This window comes from Laceyella tengchongensis, from assembly GCF_900182735.1.
In the GTDB taxonomy this organism is placed as follows: domain Bacteria; phylum Bacillota; class Bacilli; order Thermoactinomycetales; family Thermoactinomycetaceae; genus Laceyella; species Laceyella tengchongensis.
In genome coordinates this window covers 38,736-61,425 of the sequence record NZ_FXTU01000009.1, presented here as the reverse complement: position 1 = coordinate 61,425, position 22,690 = coordinate 38,736, and the positions used below count along the sequence as shown (strand labels likewise).

General features: G+C 42.5%; 24 protein-coding genes, 1 tRNA gene and 1 pseudogene. 25 read left to right on the top strand and 1 reads right to left on the bottom strand.

Translation table 11 applies throughout. From position 1 onward, the window contains the following. The first annotated feature begins 33 nt into the window (after positions 1 to 33). The 11 genes from tadA (at position 34) to QQZ12_RS14945 (ending at position 9,959) form a co-directional block, all read left to right on the top strand. Positions 34 to 525 carry a tRNA adenosine(34) deaminase TadA gene (tadA, locus tag QQZ12_RS14995; RefSeq protein ID WP_281257235.1) on the top strand — a complete coding sequence of 164 codons (492 nt, stop codon included), beginning with the start codon at positions 34 to 36 and terminating at the stop codon, positions 523 to 525. A 110-nt stretch (positions 526 to 635) separates the two neighbouring features. Beyond that, complete coding sequence (locus QQZ12_RS14990) at positions 636 to 1,925, top strand: sensor histidine kinase (protein WP_284724612.1); 1,290 nt, start codon at positions 636 to 638, stop codon at positions 1,923 to 1,925. Continuing rightward, the gene (locus QQZ12_RS14985; protein ID WP_284724611.1) at positions 1,903 to 2,805 is read left to right on the top strand and encodes a DNA-binding domain-containing protein; all 903 of its coding nucleotides are present in this window, start codon (positions 1,903 to 1,905) and stop codon (positions 2,803 to 2,805) included. The genes QQZ12_RS14990 and QQZ12_RS14985 overlap by 23 nt, the downstream gene beginning before the upstream one ends. A gap of 139 nt (positions 2,806 to 2,944) precedes the next feature. Further along, complete coding sequence (locus QQZ12_RS14980) at positions 2,945 to 3,418, top strand: hypothetical protein (protein ID WP_102991183.1); 474 nt, start codon at positions 2,945 to 2,947, stop codon at positions 3,416 to 3,418. A gap of 26 nt (positions 3,419 to 3,444) precedes the next feature. Then, positions 3,445 to 3,536: transfer RNA gene (locus QQZ12_RS14975), tRNA-Ser, on the top strand. Positions 3,537 to 3,669: 133 nt separating this feature from the next. After that, entirely contained in the window at positions 3,670 to 4,719 is a 1,050-nt protein-coding gene (locus tag QQZ12_RS14970) for a tyrosine-type recombinase/integrase (protein ID WP_102991184.1), read from the top strand. Positions 4,720 to 4,806: 87 nt separating this feature from the next. Beyond that, on the top strand, positions 4,807 to 5,706 hold the full coding sequence (locus QQZ12_RS14965) for an HNH endonuclease signature motif containing protein (protein ID WP_189318935.1): 900 nt from the start codon (positions 4,807 to 4,809) through the stop codon (positions 5,704 to 5,706). Between the two features lie 201 nt (positions 5,707 to 5,907). Then, positions 5,908 to 6,186, top strand: a complete 279-nt coding sequence (locus tag QQZ12_RS14960) for a hypothetical protein (protein WP_102991185.1) — start codon at positions 5,908 to 5,910, stop codon at positions 6,184 to 6,186. After that, positions 6,173 to 7,771 (top strand): phage terminase large subunit, encoded by a 1,599-nt coding sequence (gene terL / locus QQZ12_RS14955; RefSeq protein WP_284724610.1) that lies wholly within the window; start codon positions 6,173 to 6,175, stop codon positions 7,769 to 7,771. The genes QQZ12_RS14960 and terL overlap by 14 nt, the downstream gene beginning before the upstream one ends. An 18-nt stretch (positions 7,772 to 7,789) precedes the next feature. After that, on the top strand, positions 7,790 to 9,388 hold the full coding sequence (locus QQZ12_RS14950) for a phage portal protein (protein ID WP_102991186.1): 1,599 nt from the start codon (positions 7,790 to 7,792) through the stop codon (positions 9,386 to 9,388). Between the two features lie 127 nt (positions 9,389 to 9,515). Then, on the top strand, positions 9,516 to 9,959 hold the full coding sequence (locus tag QQZ12_RS14945; RefSeq protein WP_284724609.1) for an N-acetylmuramoyl-L-alanine amidase family protein: 444 nt from the start codon (positions 9,516 to 9,518) through the stop codon (positions 9,957 to 9,959). Positions 9,960 to 10,033: 74 nt separating this feature from the next. On the opposite strand, the gene QQZ12_RS14940 is transcribed toward QQZ12_RS14945, so the two are convergent. Beyond that, entirely contained in the window at positions 10,034 to 11,443 is a 1,410-nt protein-coding gene (locus QQZ12_RS14940; protein ID WP_284724608.1) for a helix-turn-helix transcriptional regulator, read from the bottom strand. 298 nt (positions 11,444 to 11,741) lie between these two features. Between QQZ12_RS14940 and QQZ12_RS14935 the strand changes: the two genes are divergently transcribed. From QQZ12_RS14935 to QQZ12_RS14870, 14 genes and pseudogenes are all read left to right on the top strand, one after another. Then, positions 11,742 to 12,026, top strand: a complete 285-nt coding sequence (locus QQZ12_RS14935; protein WP_102991189.1) for a hypothetical protein — start codon at positions 11,742 to 11,744, stop codon at positions 12,024 to 12,026. Between the two features lie 328 nt (positions 12,027 to 12,354). Beyond that, on the top strand, positions 12,355 to 12,513 hold the full coding sequence (locus QQZ12_RS14930) for a hypothetical protein (protein ID WP_181352827.1): 159 nt from the start codon (positions 12,355 to 12,357) through the stop codon (positions 12,511 to 12,513). A gap of 36 nt (positions 12,514 to 12,549) precedes the next feature. Continuing rightward, on the top strand, positions 12,550 to 13,044 hold the full coding sequence (locus QQZ12_RS14925) for a hypothetical protein (RefSeq protein WP_102991191.1): 495 nt from the start codon (positions 12,550 to 12,552) through the stop codon (positions 13,042 to 13,044). Positions 13,045 to 13,085: 41 nt separating this feature from the next. Beyond that, positions 13,086 to 13,367, top strand: coding sequence for a hypothetical protein (locus tag QQZ12_RS14920; protein WP_102991192.1), 282 nt, complete (start codon positions 13,086 to 13,088; stop codon positions 13,365 to 13,367). A gap of 81 nt (positions 13,368 to 13,448) precedes the next feature. Further along, positions 13,449 to 14,162 (top strand): arylamine N-acetyltransferase family protein, encoded by a 714-nt coding sequence (locus QQZ12_RS14915; RefSeq protein ID WP_102991193.1) that lies wholly within the window; start codon positions 13,449 to 13,451, stop codon positions 14,160 to 14,162. 12 nt (positions 14,163 to 14,174) lie between these two features. Beyond that, positions 14,175 to 15,134, top strand: a complete 960-nt coding sequence (locus QQZ12_RS14910; RefSeq protein WP_102991194.1) for a radical SAM/SPASM domain-containing protein — start codon at positions 14,175 to 14,177, stop codon at positions 15,132 to 15,134. Positions 15,135 to 15,138: 4 nt separating this feature from the next. After that, entirely contained in the window at positions 15,139 to 15,876 is a 738-nt protein-coding gene (locus QQZ12_RS14905) for an AAA family ATPase (protein ID WP_102991195.1), read from the top strand. Positions 15,877 to 15,878: 2 nt separating this feature from the next. After that, positions 15,879 to 16,703: a hypothetical protein gene (locus QQZ12_RS14900; protein ID WP_284724607.1), complete on the top strand. Its 825-nt coding sequence runs from the start codon at positions 15,879 to 15,881 to the stop codon at positions 16,701 to 16,703. Between the two features lie 498 nt (positions 16,704 to 17,201). Then, positions 17,202 to 17,384: pseudogene (locus tag QQZ12_RS14895) on the top strand (hypothetical protein); the annotation flags it as partial. Positions 17,385 to 18,011: 627 nt separating this feature from the next. Next, complete coding sequence (locus QQZ12_RS14890; protein ID WP_284724606.1) at positions 18,012 to 18,350, top strand: phage holin family protein; 339 nt, start codon at positions 18,012 to 18,014, stop codon at positions 18,348 to 18,350. 2 nt (positions 18,351 to 18,352) lie between these two features. Then, a complete protein-coding gene (locus QQZ12_RS14885; RefSeq protein WP_284724605.1) occupies positions 18,353 to 18,529 on the top strand; it encodes an N-acetylmuramoyl-L-alanine amidase in 177 nt (58 codons plus the stop codon). A 295-nt stretch (positions 18,530 to 18,824) separates the two neighbouring features. Beyond that, entirely contained in the window at positions 18,825 to 20,246 is a 1,422-nt protein-coding gene (locus QQZ12_RS14880) for a S8/S53 family peptidase (RefSeq protein WP_284724604.1), read from the top strand. A 338-nt stretch (positions 20,247 to 20,584) separates the two neighbouring features. Next, positions 20,585 to 22,054 (top strand): AHH domain-containing protein, encoded by a 1,470-nt coding sequence (locus tag QQZ12_RS14875; RefSeq protein ID WP_284724603.1) that lies wholly within the window; start codon positions 20,585 to 20,587, stop codon positions 22,052 to 22,054. Between the two features lie 52 nt (positions 22,055 to 22,106). Further along, positions 22,107 to 22,667, top strand: coding sequence for an imm11 family protein (locus QQZ12_RS14870; protein ID WP_284724602.1), 561 nt, complete (start codon positions 22,107 to 22,109; stop codon positions 22,665 to 22,667). Positions 22,668 to 22,690: the final 23 nt, after the last annotated feature.

The following is a 22,690-nucleotide window of genomic DNA, read 5'->3' as shown; positions in this document are numbered from 1 at the left end:
TGTGTTATAATCGCCGCAGAGGTGAATAGCGCATTGGAACACGAACGTTGGATGAATGAAGCTTTGCAGGAAGCCAAAAAAGCAGAAGCGATTGGGGAAGTCCCGATTGGGGCGGTCATTGTCAAAGATGGGCAAGTGATCGGCAGGGGTTACAACTTGCGCGAGACGCAACACGATCCCACCGCCCATGCAGAGATAATTGCCATTCGCCAAGCGGCGGAGCGCGTGGGAGGGTGGCGGCTGAATGACTGTGATCTCTATGTTACGTTGGAACCGTGCCCCATGTGTGCGGGGGCGATTCTGCAAGCACGCATCAGACGGGTGATTTATGGAACGGAGGACCCCAAAGCGGGTTGTGCCGGGACGTTGATGAATATATTGACAGATGGACGGTTCAACCACCAGACAGAAGTGATCTCAGGCATAAATAAAGAGGCTTGCGGCGCCATTCTGACCGAATTTTTTCGGGCGCTCCGCCAGCGGAACAAAGAGAGAAAGCGACAACGGCAACAGGAAACCTCTTAGACGGAACAAGAGGTTTCCTGTTTTTCAGTTTGCGGGAATCAATAATATTAGATTATTCGGATGATTCGTGTATAATGTGTTTGCGTCTGTATGTGAGGAGGTGGATAAGCATGCAAAGGCGGATGGATTGGTTGTGGCTAATTGCCGTTGTCCTCGCGGTTCCGCTCGCGGGCGAATACAATGTGCATCCATTTCAAGATGATTACCGGGTGAGCATGAGCATTCCTATTTATTTTTTCGCCATCTTGTGGATTCGGCAGTATTCCCCGTTGACGATTGGGCTGGCGGTCTCCATAGCGGTCGTGGCCTGGCGGAGCGGATTGCATGCTTGGTTTTATGGCGGAGTTGATTTGGATGTGTTCATCAGCGACTACTTGCCGTCTTTTTCTTACTATTTGACATACGCAGCTCTTTTGCATTGGGTGCGGGTGCGGGATTACCACGACCAACCCTTTGTCATTTTATTGATCGGCTTCGGCACTGAAGTGATGAGCGGCATGGTTGAATTAATGTTGCGCAAGCAATTTGGCCCCGCGGAGTTCGAACTGAGGCGGTTCACTTATCTGTGGATCATTGCTATGATTCGCAACCTGACTGTGATTGGCGTGTACGCGATGATCATCTTCAAGCGGGAACGGCAGGAGAAACAGCAAAAATTGATGATGCTGGCAGGTTTGTATGAAGAGGCACATTACATGGACAAGTTGCTTGACCAAGCCAAACAGGTGTCTCATGACGTCAAGCAAGTGCAACAACTATTGCAGGAAGGGAGCACGGACCGGGATGAGATGATCCAGCAATTGCGGCAGATTTGCGTGCGATGCCACGAAATCCACAAGCATTTGGAAGTAATTGATGTGGGGTTATCCCGCTTGATGAAACGGGAGCATGCACCGGACGAAGTAAATGTGCATGAGCTGTTGGAAATCGTTTTCTTGGCGGGGCGCAACTATGCCGAGCGGAAAGGGCGGCGGATTGAGTTTATGCGCCATGTCTATGGGGAACATCCCCTGTATCCGACCAACATGATGCTGTCCATTTTGACCAATCTGGTCAGCAACGCGGTTGAAGCGATTGAGCGGAGCGGGGTAATTAAAATCACTGCCATCTATGACAAAGATTGGGTGCATTTTCAAGTGTGGGACAATGGGCCTGGCATCCGCCAACCGGTGGAGCGGGTGTTTGTCGAGGGCTACACGACCAAATGGGATGAACAAGGAAAACAATCGACGGGAATCGGCTTATTTCATGTGAAGGGCTTGGTTGAAGAAGCTGGGGGGGAAGTGAAGGTGTGGAGTGATCAGCAAAAACGGGAAACCGAATTCACCGTCTCCCTGCCCCTCCCCCTGCGTCGTCCGGAACGAAAGGAGGAGAACCATGCGCATTTACATTGTGGATGACGATGAGGCTGTCCGCTTGATGCTGACCGACCTGATTGAGGACTACGACCTGGGTGAAGTGGTGGGGGAAGCAGATGACGGGAAAGCGATTTCGACAGAGTTGATGATCAACAAGAGAGTGGATGTCCTGATCATCGATTACATCATGTCGGGTCGCGACGGTTTGGAAACGGTGGAGCGGTTAAATGCTGACGGATTTGACGGCAAGATCGTGATGATCTCCCAAGACCATCATATCGAGAGCATCTCGTTGACCAAAGACGAGATTTATTACCATTTTGAAAAGCCGCTGAACCGCCTGAAGGTGCAACGGGTCTTGAAAAACATCAAACGGGAGTTGGAATACGAAAACAAGCTGAAGAGCATCTACCAAATCATGTCCCCTTCGCAACCCCCCGTGCCCCAATCCGCGTCCAGCGCAGTGGAACGATTGCAGCGCGCGGGCAAGACGATTTTGACCGAGTTGGGCATCTGGGATGAGAGCGGAAGGGCCGATTTGATGGAAGCGCTATTAACCCTCCATGAGCGGGAACAGAGCGATCCCGGACACGAATTGCCGCAGCTTAAAGAAATATGCCAAGCGCCGGTGATGAAGCGGATGGGGACGCAGGTGACGGAAGAGGAATTACGCAAATTGGAAAAGTCTGTGCGTCAACGCATGCGACGCGCCATCCGTGTAGCTTTTGGCAATCTGGCGGCGACGGCGGTGCATCAAGGATATGCTCATGAGCATGTGGTTCGGTATAGCGGTTTTTTCGGTGGGGCTGAACTGAGCAAGATGGTTCAGCATATGCGCCAACACCAAGAGTACCATGTGCGGTTGGATACGCGAAAGTTTCTAATCGCCTTTTATGAATTGGCCAAAGAGGACAGCCAATGATCATCCGCATCCTGCCTTAGTTTCGATCGCCCTTTTCACGAGAAAGGGCATTTTTTTTGCCAACCCCTTGATTCTTTTTGAAGTTTTTTGAAGTGCACCAGTTACGATAAGGATACATTCTAGAAAAGAGGTGGATAAGATGGGAATCCTTACGCAATTGGTGCAATGGGTGCTGGGGTTGGGCATTGGGATGTTGGGATTGCAGATGATGGATGAGGCGCAAGGCCACGCCGCATCGTCGCCGCTGGAGGCACTGTTGTTTCAATTCTTGTCCGTCGTGTTTCCCGTCGTTTGGATGAGTGCGGTCGTGTGGTTTACCCGCCCCACGATAAACAAAAGATTGCGCCGCATTCGTCACGCCGTCATTTTGGGGTTGCAACTGCTGGTGATCATCGCCATCTTGATTGGTTGTGCTATTCCTAAGACAGTGGACACATTTGACCGATGGGAACCGATGTCCAAGGTTCAACTGCAGATGCAGGAAGATGATAAGCCAATGAGAAAAAGGGACAAGAGCGGAGAAGGGCTCGCATCGGCTCTTCTTTGTTTTTGTGTAGCCGGGCAAAGGAAAAGTGGGAGCGAAGGCTTGATTTTTTTTGGCATTTCGATATAATATATTAGTGTTAGTATTTAACTTATGGAGAGATGTCCGAGTGGTTGAAGGAGGCGGTCTCGAAAACCGTTGTGCGGGGTAACCCGTACCGAGGGTTCGAATCCCTCTCTCTCCGCCAATAATATCAACGTTTTTCACGTTTTAAAGGCGTTATTTTAAACGCCGGAAACCGGTAAATTAACATGATAACCGTTGAGGTGCGTTACCTGTAACCGCGTGTCGCGCGCGTGTTGAAAGGTGGCGCATTTTTTATGTCCGAAAAACGGAAAACACCGGTAAGAGAGCGTAAGGGTAAAAGTCACGTCAAAGAGCGCAAAGCAGTGGTTAGTAACGTTAGTATGGTGCAGGAACTAACCTTTGATGAAGCGCTAGAACTGTTTGTAACCGCGAAGAAAGCGGAGGGCATGCGCCCGCGCACCATACACGACTACTACAAGCATATGGAATGGTTCCGGCGGTTCCTTTCGGAATTCTACCCGGATGTTACTACAATACAACAGTTAACACCGGAAGTCATCCGTAGTTATATTACGTATATGAAGGATGAGCGTAGCCCGTACGAAGGGGACGAGCGGCGGGAAAAAGCCATAAAGGGGTTATCGGTGAATACGATAAATATCCGTTTACGGACGCTTCGTGTGATGTGCCGTTTTTGGTATAGTGAAGGTTATTTATCCGCTAATCCGATGGAGAAAATAAAGCTACTTAAATCGGATAGCGTTGACGATTTAACCGGATTTACTGATACGGAGATAAAGAAGCTGTTGGGAGCGGTAGACACGCGGCAATACAGCGGTTTTAGAGATAAGATTATCATGCTCTTATTGCTCGATACTGGAATACGCATTAATGAGTTAGTTAATATCCGTATTGAGCATTTAGATACGAAACGGCTAACGCTTACTATCCCGGCAGAGGTAGCGAAGAACCGGAAAAGCCGCGATATACCGGTTAGCCGCAAGGTAATGAAAATGATTACGGAGTTACACGAGGAAAACAAACAGTATTTTGACGAGCAAGATTACGTCTTTCTTACCGCTTACGGCGAGCCTATGATACCGGATACTTTCCGCCGTCGACTGTGGAAGTACGCAGAGGAAGCGGGAGTAGAACGGGCAACACCGCATATGTTCCGTCATTGTTTTGCTAGAAATTTCCTTTTGAATGGCGGAGATGTCTTTACTTTGCAAAGGATTCTATCTCACTCGGACATCGCTACCACCAGAAGGTATATACAGTTAGATACGGAGGACATAAAAGCGCAACACATGAAGTTCAGCCCGGTAAATAAATTTCTTTAGATAAGTGTGCGAAACAGCGTTCCCATCGGTAATGTATATCGAGGGGTTTAAACCCGGAGATTTACGAACGGGAGGGGGAATGTTACATTGTTCGAAACGACAAATAATTACGGAGAGATTTGGTTAAAAGGTAATTCTAACAAAAAGCCATTGAAATACGAAATTTTACCTAATGGGTGTTATAAAGTTGTCGGGCGCAAATTAAGAAAAGACGGGCGCGGGCGGATTTGTATAAACGGCAAAGAAACATATATCCACCGCGCAGTTTACGAACACTATTACGGAGAAATACCGAAAGGGTTTGTTATAAGACACCTTTGCGATTTTGGTGGTTGTATTAATATTGAACACATGGAATTAGGTACACAAAAGGATAATGTGCAAGACATGATTAAAAGCGGTAGAACGCGCGGAAAAGTTAATTCATTTGAAAAAATACAACCTGATTTTTCTTTTAAAGTAAATAACGATAGTCCATTTCATAAACACATGACAATTGATGTTAAAATAAACGAAGTAACACGCTGTTGGGAAGTAGTTAACCGCGTGCCTACGCCCGACGGATACTTTAGAGTAGCGGACGGTTTTGCTCACCGCTTTATGTATAAAAAATTTCACGGCGACATACCTAAAGGTTACGTAGTAAGGCATAAGTGCCACAATAGGGCTTGTGTAGCGCCGCATCATTTAGTGATAGGTACGCCTAAAGACAATGTAGAAGATAAAGTAAAATCAGGTAGACAATTAAAAGGAAGCACGCACGGTATGTCAAAATTAACGGAGCTACAAGCTATTTTTATCCGCATAATTTCACCGTTGATTAATACAAAAGAAAATCAGAAAGCGGGTTTAAAGCAAGAAGAAGTAGCGGAGTGGTTTGGTTTACGGCAAGCGTATATTAGCGCTTTATTATACAATAAATCGTGGAAGCACCTACCAAACCATAAAGAAATCCGCGAAATAGTCCGGGAAATCGACGTATCATAAATACTTATAATCTAATGGCGCTTATCGGTTAATTTCCGGTAGCGCCTTTTTATATGACATGCCTTTCCGTTGCCACGTGTGGCGTAGCGGTTGGGCATGTTTTATATCATAGTTCATTTCCCCTTTATAGCCGCGCGGGTTCCTCCCCTTCCCCACGACGTACATAGCGTTCCTAACGCTAAAACAAAGGAGGTGCTAACGATGAGAACCGATTATAAACGGATGAGGGAGTTAGAACAAATTATACGCCCGGATAAATTACAAGCATGCTTACGATATTACGAGGAAATGAGCAAACCGAAAGGACAGCGTAAAAGCCATAAAGAATTGGCGGAAGAATTCGGTATTACGGAAATGACGTGGTGGAGATGGCGTCAAGACCCGGAGCCGACAGGAACGCGAAGAACGAATAAAGAAACTAGAAAACATAGCCAATCTACTAGAAGAAAAAGAAAAATTAACTCCGTTGCCGACGTATGAGCAACGTTATTTACTCGACACGTTAAAAGAATTGAAGAAGTTAAAACGGGTACACCGCGCCGAATACGATTTGTTGTATTTTATGTTGGAATACTTTAGTGAAGACGGGAACCCCGGCAATCCCGGTAACCTTATTCCAACGGGTATTAACTACGATAATAGCGCGCTTTTCCACAAAGAGTTATGCCGATTGCTTGATGAAATTACGATGGGTAAAGTCAAATCAAACGTAGCATGGTGCGTAGGGCGGGGACACGCTAAAACGGCATACCTTTCTAACGGGTACTTATGCCACCAACTGGTATACCGTCATAAAAAATATATTGTTCTTGTATCAGAGACAACCGGCGTTGCTGGGGATTTCATCGGTTGGACACGGAACCAGTTAAAGCACAACCGGAAATTGCGGGAAGACTTCGGGGAACTGCTGAGCGCGCAAAAGACAAAAAACATCGCTGACAACAACGAAGAGTTTATAACGTACGAAAACCAGAAGGTAGAGGCACGCGGAATCGGTACGCAGGTGCGCGGACTAAGGAATAACGAAACCCGACCGGATTTGTTTCTACTGGACGATTTGGAAAGTAAGGATAACACGAACACACCGGAAGCTATTGCAAAGAATAAGGCGTGGTTTTGTGAAGAGTTACTAGAAGCGTTAGATGTTTCCGGCATGTGCATTTACATGGGTACGATTGTTGCTTACGATTCCTTGTTAGATTGGGTAATCAAGAAACGCAAGGATTTTAAAAGCCGTAAATTTCCGGCTATTCTTAGTTGGAGTGAGCGACCCGATTTGTGGGACGAATGGCGTAAAATTTATAACAGCGATGACCCGGAAGCGTTGGAGAAATCCGACGAGTTTTTTAATGATAACAAGGAAGAAATGTTGTGCGGAACACAGGTACTATGGGAAGCGCGATTTAGTTATTTAGATTTGATGAAGAAGAGAGAAAACAACGGTATTAAAGCATTCAACCAAGAATACTTAGGTGAACCCACCGACGAAGAGCGCCAAATTTTTAAACAGGATTATTTCCATTATTTCACGGAAGAAGAGATAGCCGGTAGGGATTTTGATTACATTGGGGCAATTGACTTTGCTATGGGTAAGGAAAAAGGAGACTATTCAGTAATTGCGACACTAGCGAAAAGCAAACAAAGTAATGTTTGTTACGTTGTAGACGTGTTTATGGAAAGGGTACATCCTGACGTCTTATTGTCGGAAGCAGTGCAAAGGGCGTTACGTTTCCAGTACAAGGCATTGGCTGTTGAAGCACAGCACGCGCAAGAGTGGTTTGCCGATAAGTTAGCGGAGAAATTGCAGGAACACGGATACCCAGCCTATACACGACTCAAACAAATTAAACAACGGACACGTAAGGAACTAAGGATTGAAGCATTATTACCGGATATTCAAGCCGGAAGAATACGATTTAAACGGGATATGAAAGACGTACTCGAGCAGTTTTACATGTACCCGATGCACAAGCATGATGACGCGCCGGACGCTATACAAATGGCGTTTACTTGCGCGAAAGGTTCGCATGTCACTGTAAGGACAAGTAAAAAACGATTGCGCTAACGTGCAGGAGGTGAAAGCGTGGGAGCCTGGAACTACTTGACGTTGGGAGCGCAGGAACTGGATGAATTTCTTTTCTCTCCGTTCCAGCAAGCGATAGGTAAAGCGGAGTGGGAACGAATTCAACAGCAAATTAGGTACTACGAGTATTACAACGGTAAACAGCACGTTCACCCACATACCGGGCAACTCGTAAAGGCGGAAGACTTGCCACGCCCAACCGGTTTGGACTACGACCCCACCAGGTATACTACGAACTATTTTAAAACGTTCATTCAACGTAAAAGCCGGTGGCAAATGGGCGGTAAGCACACCGTAAACGTAACAGCTAAAATGATTGACCCACCGGAAGAACAGGCGGCACCGGATTATACCCCATTGCCGGAACAGGAGAAGGAAAACAAACGTGCCGAAGGTTACGAACAACTTTTGCGCCAACTGTGGAAAGAAAACAAAATGCGGGAAAAGTTGCTACAGGCGGCGCGTGACCGACTGATTGCGGGGCGCGTCGGTTGTAAAATTGTATTCAACCCGCGTACCGGTAAAATTCATTGGGTGTTCCGCCCGGATTATGAAATATTTCCGGTATATTCCGATGATGATTTTGAGGAACTAATTGCCGTCCACTTTGTCCACGCTTTCGAACGTGCTAACAAAGTATTCTACCGAAAACAAACGTTTTCACTAGAAAACGGTGAGTGCTTTATTGAGGAAGCTGACTATACGGAAGATTTGAAACTGGAACAGGTGATTACCTCGAAATCACCGTTAGGTACCGACTTTATCCCAGTTGTGCTGTTCCCTATGTCTGATTTGAGCGGTAGCGAAGGGTTAAGCACCGAAGCAGAAGACATTAAACAGCAAACCGACGTACTGAACCAACTAAACGAAGACGCAATAGATAGTTTGAAATTTGAAATGTTTAGCATGACGGCGTTAATTAACGTGCCGGAAGGTACTTCTAATAAACTGCAAATTGCGCCCGGCTCGGTACTAGAGCTAGCAGGCGGGTTAACTGATGGTCAAACACCGGAAATTAAAAAGGTAGAAGGCGGGTTTAGGTGGAAAGATGCGTACAAAGACACCTACAACCGAATTAAGGGCGCCTTGCATGAGATTACCGGTATTCCAAATATCGTACCGGATGAGTTGAATTTTGGCGGATTAAACGGAGAAGCGTTACACCTGTTGTTCCATTCCATTATCAGTGAGACGGAAGAACATTGGTTAATCTGGCAGGAACGCTTACAGGAACTGCACGAAAAAACCGTTAAGTATTTGCAAGCACGTTTAAATGAGCCTAACTTCGCTTATAACAAAGAAGTTGTACGGTTAATTGGTAATGACTACGATAACGAAATTAAATTTGCGTTGCCGTTGCCGGATAACCGGAAAGAACTAGTTGATTTGTTGACGGTTGAAACGGCTAGCGGATTTGAATCTATCGCCGGCGCTATGCGCCGTTTGGGCGTTGAAAACGTGAAGAGTAAGCAACAGGAGATTGACAACGAGAAGAAATCACGTATGAAAATGTTCGACCCATATAACGAAGGTAACGGCGAACCTGAAACGCCGGAAGATGAAGAATCAACCGAAGACAACGAACCACATGCACTTTAACCAGTGCTTTTTTCTTTTGCCTTACGGAATGGCGTTAAACTTTCGGATTAACAAAACTTCGTAAGAAGGAGTGTTTAGTAAATGGAAGACAACAAACAGTTTGAAAACGTGCAAGATAGCGCCTTATGTGGCCCAAAATGCACCGGCTCGAACCAAACAAATCCTAAAGGCCATTAATGATCAGGTGTTGTCTTATTTGAAGGGTTACGGAATTGGGGCACATGGGAACCCGGCTAAAAATGATAGTCAGGCGGCGCGTTCTCGAATAGCTGTTTTGCGTGATACTCGGATGCCTGCGGTACTGCTGGAATGTCTGTTTATTGACAATGCCAAGGAAAATGAGCTGCTGCGTGACCAAAAGTTCTTGGATGGATTGGCAAAGTCTATTGTTAAAGGGCTGGCTGTTGCTTTGGGATTAAAGAAGAAAGTGACAAAACCAAAACCGATGTATAGGGTGGTTGTAGATGATAAGGAAGTCATGGATACAGCCTATCATAGTAAAATTTTAGATGAAGTATTAAATGGTCTTGAAAAGAAAGTAAACCAAATCAGTATAAAAAAACTAGATTAAATGAAATAAACGCCCTCCATTTATCTTATGGAGGGCGCTAATTCCTTAATAAAAACTATTCTTGGTCGTCATCCTCACCGCGTAGCACGGTCAAGCGGAGCAATTTCATAAATCTCATCCTCGCTTTTAATATTGAGTTCTTTTTGCAGGTAATATAACTTTTCACAGTAATTACGGAACTGTTTCTTATCGTTCATCTTATCAAAACAGTCCGCCGTTTTCAATAAGGCCGTATATTTCCTCTGTTTGTAGCCATACTTTTCTGCAAGTTCAGCCGCTTCTTTGTAATAAGGTAAGGCTTCTGAAAACTGATTTTGAAAATAGTGGACATTACCCCTGACAGTTAGGGCCTTTGTCATTCTAAATGCATCCGGGTTTTCACGCCCAATTCTAAGGGCTTCCTCTAAATGATGAGTTGCTTGATGCCAGTCCTTTTTGGCTATAAAGAATATTCCGAGATATGTGTGTGCTTCAACGTGTCTTCGTGGAGCCTTTTGCTTTTTATCAGAGTATAGTGCTAATTGAAAGCGGTCAAATGCCTTTTCATACTCTTGAAGTTGCAAATAAATGCTTCCAAAGATGATCAGAAAATCGAGATAAGGAGTTTTTCTGTTTTTCCAACGGCTTCGGGCAATTTTTAGACCCATATCACAACACTTAATGGCATCATCATATCGCTTTTGGTTACGTAAGAATATTGATCTGAATTTATAAATGTTGAGTATTGGGTAATCATCATAACTATGATCTAATTTTGCTACTTCCGGCCATACGTTGTACAGTAACCTCGATGCTTCGTCGTTCTGTGATGTTTTTAACAAGTAAAGGACTTTGTTTCCCAGTAGTTTGTATTTAACTCCTTTGCGCTCTTTACTTTCATCATATTCCGACAAACCTAAGTTGACATAGACAAGAGCCTGATCTATGTCATGTTGTACATAATAACACTTAGCGATTTCGCAATAACACGCGGCTATGATATTATCCTTTGGTTTATGGTTATACTTCTCCTTACATAGCTTGATTGCATATTTAAACATTTTTTCAGCCTTTTCCCATTCTTTTTCTTCATAAAAGATAAGTCCCTGAAGATAAGAGATGAACGGTGTTAAGGGATGATAATCTTCAAATTCCATTTTTGATAATAGTTCTTTTGCCGCTCCAAGGTGATCATCTTCATTATCAATGATTGTTTCGATAGCCTCTAGTTGTTGGTAAATTTCTTCCATTTCCGCTTCTGCTTCTTTCGCTAGTTCTAAAACGCGATCTTCATCTAAATCGAGTTTGTTTAAATAGATTTCAAGTGTTTTCGGACTGATATTCCCTTTTGCTTTTTCTATGTTGCTAATTGAACCTTTTGATATTGTATGGTCTGTTAAATCGTCCATTGTTTTTTTTAATTCCTCGATTCTTCTTTTCCTTATGACATATCGAATAGTATTGTCTTCTAATCGAATCTGGTTTTCCTCTACATTGATTTGCATTTGATCACCCCGCCTGAAAGTCTTTGTATCTATATATTATACGCAAATTCGGAAAAGTCAAATTCCTGTTCATTATGATCGATGAACAAAATGAACAAATCTGTTTTGGGAAGCGTTGTTTCGTCCTACTATACAGATAGAAATCGAAAATGTTTAAAGTCAATTTTAAACAGGAAAATTATTGAACTTGTTTTTGGAATTGGCTTATAATTTGGTTATATAAGAACAAAAGTAGTTGATTTCAATTGATTTCTGGGGCCGATTTAAAAAAGGGGTAAATAAGGGGGTGGAAAAATAAATGATATTAAATATGGAAGGAACTTCTGAAGAAATAAAACCTTTCATTGAAAAAATCGAATGTCAACCATATGTTGACTTGTTTGATGGCGCCTTCAATTGCGGAGAAGTTCAAAAACAAGATCGAGTGAAAATGACTTGTTATCTTGGTGACGAGAAACAACGCTTTATAAAGTGTGTCTTGAGTACAGTAAGTGGAGATTTAGAAATTCCTTTGGTGCATTTTATGGAGGTAAAGATAGGTAAAACTATCTCAATCTATGGCAGAACATTCGATATTTTTTAACAAAAAAGAGAGCCAAACAAAATTGGCCCAAGATTCAAAAATATAACGTTGCCTCTATTATAGCATTTGGATAGTGAGTGGAGTAGTAGAAAGGAGCCAAATGCGTGGAGGAAATACGTTTCTATTTTGATGATCTAGAAAAAAAGCTCAATGTTGTTCATGTTTCTACTGGAAAAAGAAAGGTCATCAAATCTCAGAAAAAAATACAACGGTTTTTAAATACACATGGAGTTACATTGGAGCAATGCAAGAAGGTCAGACGTGATGTGGATCGGATGGGATTGTTTAAAAGGAAATTCTTCTTATTCAAAAATAGGAGGTACTTTGTATGAGCAGAAATGGCTTTTTCAACATCAATCATGAGAGTGTCGGTGAAATGGATTGGATTTCGTTTGGGTTTGAGAGTGCAGCTATTGTGCCAATCGAGCCACCAAAGCAGGTTATTGATTTGACTTATGACAATGGGGTTTGGAAGTTTCTTCAGTAGTACATTGAGGATGAAACTGCCTAGGAAGGAAACAGTATGTCAATTTCCGATTTTTCCGCGAAGTTAACAATGATTATTCGTGATATACAAAAGTCTTTGCAACACATCCGAACCAATCAAAAGAAAATAAATCGGGTGTTGAGGGATGCACATGTGCTAGACCGTTCGTTGGAAGAAGCCCGAATAGAAACATGGGGCTTTGATGTTAACCACATTATCAAAGAGATTGTAAGGGTTTTTATCCGTGAAAGTCACCTAGACGATGCTTATGACGAGTTAATAGAGTTAGTGGACGATGTGACGGAATACGTCGACAAAGACCGGGTTATGAGCGATGAAGAAGTGGTAGCTATGCGCATGATGTGTAAGGACTTGGCGAATTGTGAAAGTTTAATGCGCCAAGCGTGGATGGTAACTGATGTGAACCAGTTGGTAGCTAATGTAGCGAATGTTGTACAACTTCTAAGTGAAATCCAACGGTATCAGAACCATCTTATTTGTACGGTTGAAGTGAAGGAAGATGGAAATTAGATTTTGGAACGTGTAAAAAAGTTCGGTGGGATGTTGATCGGATGGGGTTGTTTAGAACAGGATTTGCTTTCCGGTTGGTATGCGGCAAATGGCTGAAATTTGTAGTGATGCGTTTAAGTTCGATTCAGAATAAACAAAAAAACGAAGTGTTCTATATGTACGGTAAAAACGGAAATGTTGCGGCGGTTGTCGGGTTCGGTGCAAGTGGCGCGTTGTACATGCCGCTTCAAGCGGATTATACAGCGATAAAGAAGAATCAAGTGCCTGCGAACACGGTGTTGGAAATGTCATGTATTAACGGGGTTTGGCAGTACGTTCAGTAATCCAAATGGAGTGGACATGTTCTTGAATAGGAGATCATGTTCACTCTATATGTTGGGATTGATGAAGGGAGGTGAAGATAGATTCTATTAAATCAATATTTACAGACTGTTGATATTGATTATTCTGACCTCTCTTTAGACTATCTTGGGCTTGTCACAATTCAGAATCAACACTTACTTACACTACCTTATCAAAATATCAGTTATTTCAAAAGAGGGGATGATTGGATTACTTTTGATGACCCTGAATTACTAGTCAGCAAAACAATTTCCAGATTATCCGGGGGTATTTGCTACCATTTAAACTATTCGCTTTATTGGTTGCTTCAGGAACTCGGATTCAATTGTATTTTAATATCTTGTTATTTATCCAGATTTGATCTAGATCATATGGCAGTAATTGTATCTCTGGATCAGCAATATCTCGTTGATGTAGGGTTTGGAGAATTCTTTTTTAGAAATCCGATTCCGTTAGATGGAAATGTTGTAGAAGAAATCAGTGGTTATTACAGAGTTAAAATGAGCAAGGAAACTGGAAGATTCCTATTACAACAAAGAAAAAAGAAGAGATGGAAAACTAGATATAGTTTCAATCTGAATCCCAGACAATTAAAAGATTTTGAAGGCATATACCAATGGCTTATAAGTAATCCAAATGCCTATACCACAAATGTCATGTTTAGAAAGCAATTGAAAAAAGGTTATTTGGGTCTCCATAACGATAGGTTAACGATCATTGAAGGTAATGCCATACGAAGGATGCAGATTCCTTGGTACCGCAGTCTTATTGATTGAGGGGGGAAAATAATGTTTAATCATCATATTGAATCAAACGGAAAGAAATCACTAAATTTCTTGTGGCTTGAAATCACTGGAAAGTGTCAGTTAGAATGCACACACTGCTATGCCGCTAGTGGACCTAATGGAACACACGGGCATATGACTAAGGATAGTTGGGCACGGGTTATTGAGGATGCAGCAGACCTTGGTGTAAATTCATTGCAATTCATTGGGGGAGAACCAACACTACATCCTAATTTTTCGGAACTGTTGAGGTTGGCTGTTGAACGAGGGATTGAGGTAGAGGTTTTTTCAAACTTGGTTTATATTACCCCATCTCAATGGGATTTGTTTTCTGAAATGGGTGTATCATTAGCAACTAGTTGGTACTCTGATGATGCAAATGAACATGCGTCCATTACAAATCGAAAAAGCTTTGAATCAACGAAAGCAGGGATTAAAGAGGCTGTTCGACGTAAAATTCCTATACGGGCAGGGATTATTGGGGTACAAGAGGATCAGCGGGTAGAGCAGGCGAAACAGTTACTAATTGACTTGGGTGTGGACGAAAATAAAATTGGTTATGATAATTTACGTCAAGTTGGCAGAGGCGTCCGGGATGCTCAACCTGGACTAGATCAGTTGTGTGGAGGTTGCGCGGATGGAGTTTTGGCGATTTCCCCGTCAGGTGATGTTTGGCCGTGTGTATTTTCCCGGTGGATGACTTTGGGGAATGTGTTGAAACAATCGCTAATTGAGTTGTTATCGAGTCAGGAAGTAGTAAATGCACGCGAACAACTTAAGGAATATTTTATATATATGGGTTCTGATGATGACGATGATGAATGTTGGCCGGAAACAAAGTGTAGACCAAAAGACCTCTGTGAGCCACAGTGTCCACCAAAGTGTTCCCCAGCTTGTAACCCATGTCATCCGGGTAGAATTTGCTGGCCAGATTATTATGGAGGAGATAATAAAGGGTGGTAAATAGTTGATTATAAATAAAGTTTCTTGCCAAATCGATTCAGCAAACCAAAATCAATGGCCATTTAATGTTCCAGCAGTTAGGCAGATTATAGAGAAGGGGTTTAAGTTTACAAAACCCGTCACCTTTTTGGTAGGTGAAAATGGGTCAGGAAAGTCGACGATTGTTGAAGCGATTGCCGAAGCTTATGGATTGGATGCGCATGGAGGCCGTGCAGGGCGTAAGTTTGTGAACGACCGTCCCAAAACACCGTTGGGAGAAGTTGTAGAATTACACTATACTCCTATTTGGGCAAAACGTTTTGCATCTCCAAGGAGTAGGAAAGGTTACTTTTTACGGGCAGAGACTGCTTTTGGATTTATGTCTTTTGTTACAGGTTTACCGGGATATTGGGAGGAAAATGTGATGGAAATGAGCCACGGTGAGGGATTCCTCACCGTGCTTAATACAATGTTTTCTGATCCTGGCTTATATCTAATGGATGAGCCAGAGGCGGCGCTTTCCTTTTCTTCCTGTTTGCGTCTCATTGCTCTCATTCATCGTCTGGCTACCATAGGAGGACAGGTGATCTGTGCCACTCATTCTCCACTGTTGACAGCACTCCCTGGCTCAGAAATTATCGAACTAGGGCCTCATGGGATTGAAAGGGTTCCTTGGAAGGAGACTTCTTTAGTTAACCACTGGCGCCGTTATTTGGAAGACCCGGATTTTTATTTGCGTTATATTTTGAATGAGGAGGAGTAACAGTGGATGGGTTGGAAGATTATCGAACATATATGTCTAAAGCTATATTGAACGCTACCTCCTATTTTAATGTAGTCTTACAGGGGAAACCAACTTTCGGATGGCATGATCGATCCATTGGCTCCAAAGCCATTCGGAATCAGGATGAGTTTTGGCTCCGTGTAGTTTCCGAAAGGAAAAAGTGGATACAAGAAGTTTGGTGGGAAGGTAATTTTGCCGCTAATAACATTAAAGGAATCCCAAAACCTTATGTGATTGATATTTACGAGTGGGAAGATGGGAAAATTCAATTGCGGGCAGAGTTAATGTCTTTTGTTAAAGGTCTTGTCTGTTCTTCCACACAGGAAATTAGAGCTTATATTGATCTCCCGGAAAATTGGTGGTTTGCATTACGTAATTCTCTTTTAAAGCTTTCTTGTTGGGAAACAGATCGTATTTTAACGAATCAAGAAGACGTCACCCATCAATTTTTAGTTTTTTATGGTGATGATGTTAACTCTAAAGTGACTAAATGGACTACAGCCCATAGGGATTTACATTGGGCTAACTTAATGGCTCCAGAGCTGACTATTCTTGATTGGGAAGGTTGGGGCTTGGCACCTGCCGGATATGATGCTGCCACTTTATATTGTTATAGTTTACTAGTTCCCAAAATAGCGAAACGGGTATATGAAATCTTTGCCGATATTCTTAATACTCCAGAAGGAATCCAAGCCCAACTTTATGTTATCACTCGGATGCTCCGCCGAATTGATAAAGGTGATTACATTGCTCTTGCAGGGCCTTTACATCGCCATGCAAGAAACCTTCTCGCTAAATATAGGTGAATTGACTGAACCATAAAAAGCGGTTTGTGGCATTTTCGTTAATGTCAATCATAGGTTGCACCTTAGTGCGCCTATAACTATCTCTACTTTAGCTATCCACTCTAACAATACTGGCAAGTGTGGGAACGGTACTACATCAAGGATGAACCGTTTAAAATAGGAATGATTGAGGGAGACGTTGTGAAGTATTATGAAGTCCAACCGTATGACTTTGACGAGTTGGATCAAGTGAAGCAACGGAAACTTGAACTCATTAAAGAGAAAAAAGCGAGTGTATGAATAAGCCCAACTGAGGCTTTATTTTTTTGTACCGTTTCCAGTGTTCTGTTGAAGTTAACTCTTTCTATTATCTTATATGTTTATAACAAAACAGTAGTAATAGTAGTAGGGTCTGTGGATAATGTGTATAACATTATTTGGACTAGTAATAAGTAAGAGTCATTCGTGTGTATAAAATGTTGATAAGTATGGTTGATTTACCCACAATGCTGTGGATAATTAAGCCGACAAGCCTTACGAATCATTTAACAAAATATTACTTTCTCCTTAGTAATCAAGACATTAGCTCTGTTACTCATCATTCCGGGTTGGCGGACTCTCTGGATGGCAATCTTCGCGGATATGGGCGCAACATTGATTGTTACGTTAAACGGATTGCGATTACTAAAAGTGAAAGAATAAATTTGAAATGGCCCGACTTTTTAAAAGGTCGGGTTGTATATCCATTAAGGAAATGGTGAGGAAGAACCTTCTACCATTTGTTCTACCAAACGTTCTACCACGCGACTTATTTTGACCTGAACATAGGTAAACTTAGAGATGAATAAACCCTTTAAATTAAGGTGTATTAAACCCCCGTAAACCTAAGAGGAGGGTATGAAATCGAACTCGAAAACCGTTGTGCGGGGTAACCCGTACCGAGGGTTCGAATCCCTCTCTCTCCGCCAAACATAAAGGGTTCCTCGATTGCGGAGCCCTTTTCATTTTGCCGATGATAATCTGTCGGAATTAATTTAGTTGGCAACCGATATTGTTCAGCGACATGTTCCTGCTCCTCCTACCCCTCAGCCTCCTGATCCGAAAGAGGTGTTTTGTGAGAAGGTCTCTTCTATGAACTTTGATCAGTCTTCTTCATTGGAAGAATTGAAATCAATATTAAGCGAGCTGAAGGCGGCTTTACTGGATTTTTATCAGTAAGTCGCTTTTTCATGTTTTACAGAGGTTGTACGATGCAGATCATTGAAAACTGGAGTGAGTTTATTTTTAAATTTTCTGTTGGGGCCGTAGGTGGATTGGTGGCCTAACTGTATGGGGGGGTGGTCAAATTCATTAAAGGCTCTGTTGATTTTTGTAGTGATTGACTATGTGAGTGGCTTTTTCGCGGCCTGTAAAGAAGGGAAGTTATCCAGTCAGGTGGGGATGATGGGAATCACCAAAAAAGTGATGGTATTCGCGCTTATTGCGGTGGCCCATCTTATCGATACCTCATTGGGGAATCAGCACTTGTTCCTAGATGGAACGGTGCTTTTTTATTTGGTTAATGAGGTGCTTTCCATTCTGGAGAATGCGGGCCGAATGGGGCTGCCTATCCCTCCACAGCTTCAGAAAGGAATTGAGATCTTACGGAAAAGGAAAGGAGAAGGATAAAGATGAAAGTAGTCATTGATCCTGGGCATGGTGGCCCAGACACGGGTGCAGTTGGTTTTGGACTTAGGGAGGCAGATGTTGCGTTGCAATTGGCAGAGTTGGTGGAAGCACGGCTGATCGAGTTTGTATTTTCATTACCGTCTTTTGCAAAGCTAGAGATGAGCCATAAAAAAAGGTGAATCAGAGAAGGGCTTCGAAATACAATACCTAGAGAGATTATAATGAAGCCGGATAATAGTTTCTTCACAGAAATCTTTCGTAAGGGATTTTACCAAGAGGCTCGGTTTGTAAATGAAATCATTCAAACATCTCGTGCAGCTGACTTCGGATTAAGAAAGACGTGTTGCAAGATGCTGTTGAACGATTTAAATATGGTTTTAATAACGGACTTGGAATAATATTGAAAACTTTCGGCTTAGAACTTTGGCTTAGACATCATGGTTATTAAAATTTACTATGGGAGTGGATCAAACGATGATCGTTGAACCCACTTGGAAAAGAATCGGACTTAAGGAACCGCTTGAAGAAAATTCAGGTCAGGTAATTGGTATTATTATTTTGGATTATATTGTTCCCCATATTTCCTTACACCATTTAAAAGGTAGGGTAAAGCAGGTCAAAGTCCATAAAGATCTTACCATTACCTGTTCGGATGTGTTTGAGGAGCCATTAACAGAAAAAGTAACGAGAGATACTGAACATGGATTAATGGTTCTTAGCCTTTTAGCCCATCAATCATTGGAATTCAAAGGGAATTTGTATTCAGGCTTAGCACCATCGGCAAACTTTATTTTCCTTCCTACAAGCAAACCAGATCGAATAAAGGCAGGTTTAGAATGGATATTGGATCAAGACTGGAATGCTAGAATTTTATTAAATTTGTGGGTTCCACAACCATTTGGTTGGATGTCTCCAACGAATCAAGATATAGATGTGCAGGCTATGCAACCAGCTTTAGATGCTGGGCTGTTAGTTGTTGCGGCTGGGGGAAATTCCAAAGCCCTTAACAATTTACATCCTAATTCGTTTTTTGTAGTTGGTGGATTTAACGATAAAGGAGTGAATGAAAAAAGCAGGTATGAACAACATCCTTCAGCATCGTATGGTTTAAACGGCGATGGTTATTGGAGGCCTGATCTACTCGCCCCCTATACATACTTACCTTTACCTAGTTTAACGGGAGAAGGATTGAATTACTTTGGAGGCACTTGTGGTGCTTCCACCGTGGTTGCTGGTTTGTGTGCATACCTTATGTCCATCATGCCAGAGTTTACTCCAAATGATATACGAAATTCGTTAACAGAGGTAGGGGACGTTATAGAGGATTTTCCAGCTCCAATTGTAAATGGAGATAAGGCCATTCAATTATTAAAAGAGGGCTACCGGAATAGTAAACCGCCATCTACAGAGCCGTTAGTAAAGGTAACCGATGAAAATCAATCTATTCTATCCAAAAATCCATTGGAGAGAGCTTTGGCCTTAACAATGTTGATCAAAAAAGAAAAGCTAACAAGGGATGAAATATGGAGACATACAAATGATGAGTCTCCGATGGTAAAAAAAGTGGCTATACAGGGTTTAGGAGACCCCGTTGACCAGTTAGAGAGAGAAAAATATTGGAGTAAGGTACACAAAGAATCAAGTGAATGCGGTGTAAGGGAAGTGTGGGCATATGCACTACTAAGTACAACAACAAAGGAAGAGTTGGATAAGTGGATGTCTCTTATAGAGTATAGAACAATTGATATTTGGATATGTATCAATCTGTTTTTGAGAAAATTTTATCCAGATGCACCTGAGATGGAAATTTCACCTGATCCCGATCCGAAAATCATGACATCTATTGTTGCACCCGTATTGGATTGGTATAAACACAGTATTAACTCATCGGTATGAAAAATCATTTTCAAGTGTATCGTTTCAATGTTGGTTTATTGCAAGCAACGGAGATTCCGTTGCTTTTGTCTTTTTATTTATTTTTGCTAATATAAAAAGTTTATAACTTAATCTATTTCCTGACATTTCCGGTTGACATAAAATAGGATTGTACACAAAACATCAATCGGAAGGTGAACGCCTATTGAAAAGATTCTTAGGTAGAATGGCCAAGGTTCTACAGAGTCGTAAAGGGTCGCCAACGATGGAATATATCATCGTAATCGCCTGTGGTGTTGCACTGGCTTTATTGTTAAACCAAGTGATGAGAAGTGCAAGGATCACTAAAGGATAAGATCATGCAAGTGCTCACAGGACAAAACATGGTTGCCTCAGTGGATGAAAGTCCTAAAGAACAATCACTTGAGGAACGAAAGGACGATCTTTTTGGACGACCACAGTGGGTAAACGATCTAACATCAGGTTATCAATCATTAAAAAGCAAATTCAAAAAAGGATTATCTGAAGCATGGGAAAACGTAAAAAACAAAGATTTGGGGGAAGTCACTCAATCACTATGGAATAATACAACCAACGCTTTTGACAGCGCATGGCAATGGGTGAAGGAGAATAAAGAAGCTGTTGCTTCAGCTGGGATGATTATTGCTGGAGTGGGTCTTCTACTTATTCCTGGGATGGAACCATTGGGACTCATGCTGTTGGCGAACTGGGGTCTTTCACTTGGTTTCGGCGCATTACTTAATGGCGGCAAAGTGGACAAGACGGTGATGTTGGGAGCGGCTATTGGTGGCGCGGCTGGTGCCATTGGCGGTGGAGTAGCGAGTGCGTTCTTTTCTGGCTTGACGAAGTTTGCGCCAGGACTTGGTGCTGCTATCACAGGATCACGTTTCCTAGGCCCAATCATCAGTGGTGGTAAGCAGATCCTTGGTAAAGCGCCAGCTTTTGTTCAACGCATGGCAGGCGGTCTCTTTAGCAAAATGGGAGCCATGGTGGCAACAGAAGGGGCCATCACCAGTGGCGTGGATGACTGGTTAAGAGGGAAAGAGCTGAACTGGAAACGGGCTGTTCTCTCTGGTTTGGCTGGAGCCACTTTAGTTGGTTTTGCTTCTGGTACGTACCCATTGGTACAACCGCTTATCAACAAAGCGACGGCTGCGATTGAAAAGCATGCAGGCCCAGTTGTGGCAAAGATAAAGCCTACTGTTCAAAACGTTGATAAATGCTTTGGTTACCAGCAGACCCCACGATATTTTGCGCTGATTAAATTCGGTAATGGGAATTTTATTGAGTGTTTGTATGCTCAAGCGGATCGGGGTGGCGGGAGCAGTAAAACAAATAGTAGTAGTGGAGCAAAAGTAAATTCAGCTCAGGGATATTCTACCTTAGTTAGTAATCGTACTCAGTTAGCAGGTGATTATAAGGAAGGTACACAGGCATCCGCTATATTGCGTGAAGAGCTCAAGAAGGCAGGTGTCGAAACTCCTCCTTATCCTAATGCCGCGCATCATATTATCCCTTGGAATGATCCGAGAGCGCGAGAAGCTCAACAGCTGATGAGGGAATTTGGCATAAACGAAAACTCTGCAGCGAATGGAGTGTTTTTGCCTTACGTTGACAGTAAGCATCCACAAGGAAAGTATGTTGGGAGCGAGTCATTGCATCGAGGAAATCACTCTCGCGCATATATTGAATATGTCACTAATCGTTTGAGAGAAGTAAGAGATGCTGGTGGGACAACTGCTGATGCTGTAGATGAGTTGAATGACATACGGGCTAAGCTTTTAAATGGATCATTGTCATTGAATTGATGCTCAAAAAAAGTGTTATACTGTTTTTAACATTAGTAATGGAGGAACGAACGTGAAAATATGGGAGTTAAAGGCGTCTTTGGATGAACGTTTTGAAACAATACAGCTAGTGAATTTCGATCAAGATTATGAAAAATATTTTAAGGAAAGGTTTAATTCCATTACTCCTTTAGCAGATGTCTGGGAAGAAGTTAAAGTATATACATTGGAAGAAGGGGAGTCTAGCGATTGCCCACAGTTTTGGGGTCATTCAGCTACACCTGTTTTCAGTGAGAGAGCCCTTGATGTAACCCAAGATTTTTTGAAGGATAAAGTAGAGGTATTGTCACTTGCCCATCCAGAAAAAAATTATTTTGCTATTCATGTTATGAATGCAATTGATGCAATTGATTACAATCGCGCAGTTATCAGACAATTGAGTTCTGGGCTTAGAGTAGGATTTGAAAAGTATGCGTTTATTAAGGAAAAGGTTAAAGGTGAACACATTTTTCGCATTTTCTTAGATGACCGGATTCGCTCGATGGTGTTTGTTTCTAATGAGTTTAAAGAAGCTGTTGAGTCTAATGGGTTGGTTGGATTTCAGTTTAATGAAGTTTGGGATTCAGAAAATTAATCCCTAATCTTGTTCGAACAATG

Excerpts from the sequence above, each read along its gene's own strand:
- QQZ12_RS14920 (WP_102991192.1), top strand. The coding sequence starts at position 13,086 with ATGGGGTTGTTTAGAACAGGATTTGCTTTCCGGTTGGTATGCGGCAAA.
- QQZ12_RS14910 (WP_102991194.1), top strand. The coding sequence starts at position 14,175 with ATGTTTAATCATCATATTGAATCAAACGGAAAGAAATCACTAAATTTC.
- QQZ12_RS14990 (WP_284724612.1), top strand. The coding sequence starts at position 636 with ATGCAAAGGCGGATGGATTGGTTGTGGCTAATTGCCGTTGTCCTCGCG.
- QQZ12_RS14880 (WP_284724604.1), top strand. The coding sequence starts at position 18,825 with ATGATCGTTGAACCCACTTGGAAAAGAATCGGACTTAAGGAACCGCTT.
- QQZ12_RS14935 (WP_102991189.1), top strand. The coding sequence starts at position 11,742 with ATGATATTAAATATGGAAGGAACTTCTGAAGAAATAAAACCTTTCATT.
- QQZ12_RS14930 (WP_181352827.1), top strand. The coding sequence starts at position 12,355 with ATGAGCAGAAATGGCTTTTTCAACATCAATCATGAGAGTGTCGGTGAA.
- QQZ12_RS14960 (WP_102991185.1), top strand. The coding sequence starts at position 5,908 with ATGAGAACCGATTATAAACGGATGAGGGAGTTAGAACAAATTATACGC.
- QQZ12_RS14980 (WP_102991183.1), top strand. The coding sequence starts at position 2,945 with ATGGGAATCCTTACGCAATTGGTGCAATGGGTGCTGGGGTTGGGCATT.
- QQZ12_RS14875 (WP_284724603.1), top strand. The coding sequence starts at position 20,585 with ATGCAAGTGCTCACAGGACAAAACATGGTTGCCTCAGTGGATGAAAGT.
- QQZ12_RS14885 (WP_284724605.1), top strand. The coding sequence starts at position 18,353 with ATGAAAGTAGTCATTGATCCTGGGCATGGTGGCCCAGACACGGGTGCA.
- QQZ12_RS14940 (WP_284724608.1), bottom strand. The coding sequence starts at position 11,443 with ATGCAAATCAATGTAGAGGAAAACCAGATTCGATTAGAAGACAATACT.
- QQZ12_RS14925 (WP_102991191.1), top strand. The coding sequence starts at position 12,550 with ATGTCAATTTCCGATTTTTCCGCGAAGTTAACAATGATTATTCGTGAT.
- QQZ12_RS14970 (WP_102991184.1), top strand. The coding sequence starts at position 3,670 with ATGTCCGAAAAACGGAAAACACCGGTAAGAGAGCGTAAGGGTAAAAGT.
- QQZ12_RS14985 (WP_284724611.1), top strand. The coding sequence starts at position 1,903 with ATGCGCATTTACATTGTGGATGACGATGAGGCTGTCCGCTTGATGCTG.
- QQZ12_RS14890 (WP_284724606.1), top strand. The coding sequence starts at position 18,012 with ATGGGGGGGTGGTCAAATTCATTAAAGGCTCTGTTGATTTTTGTAGTG.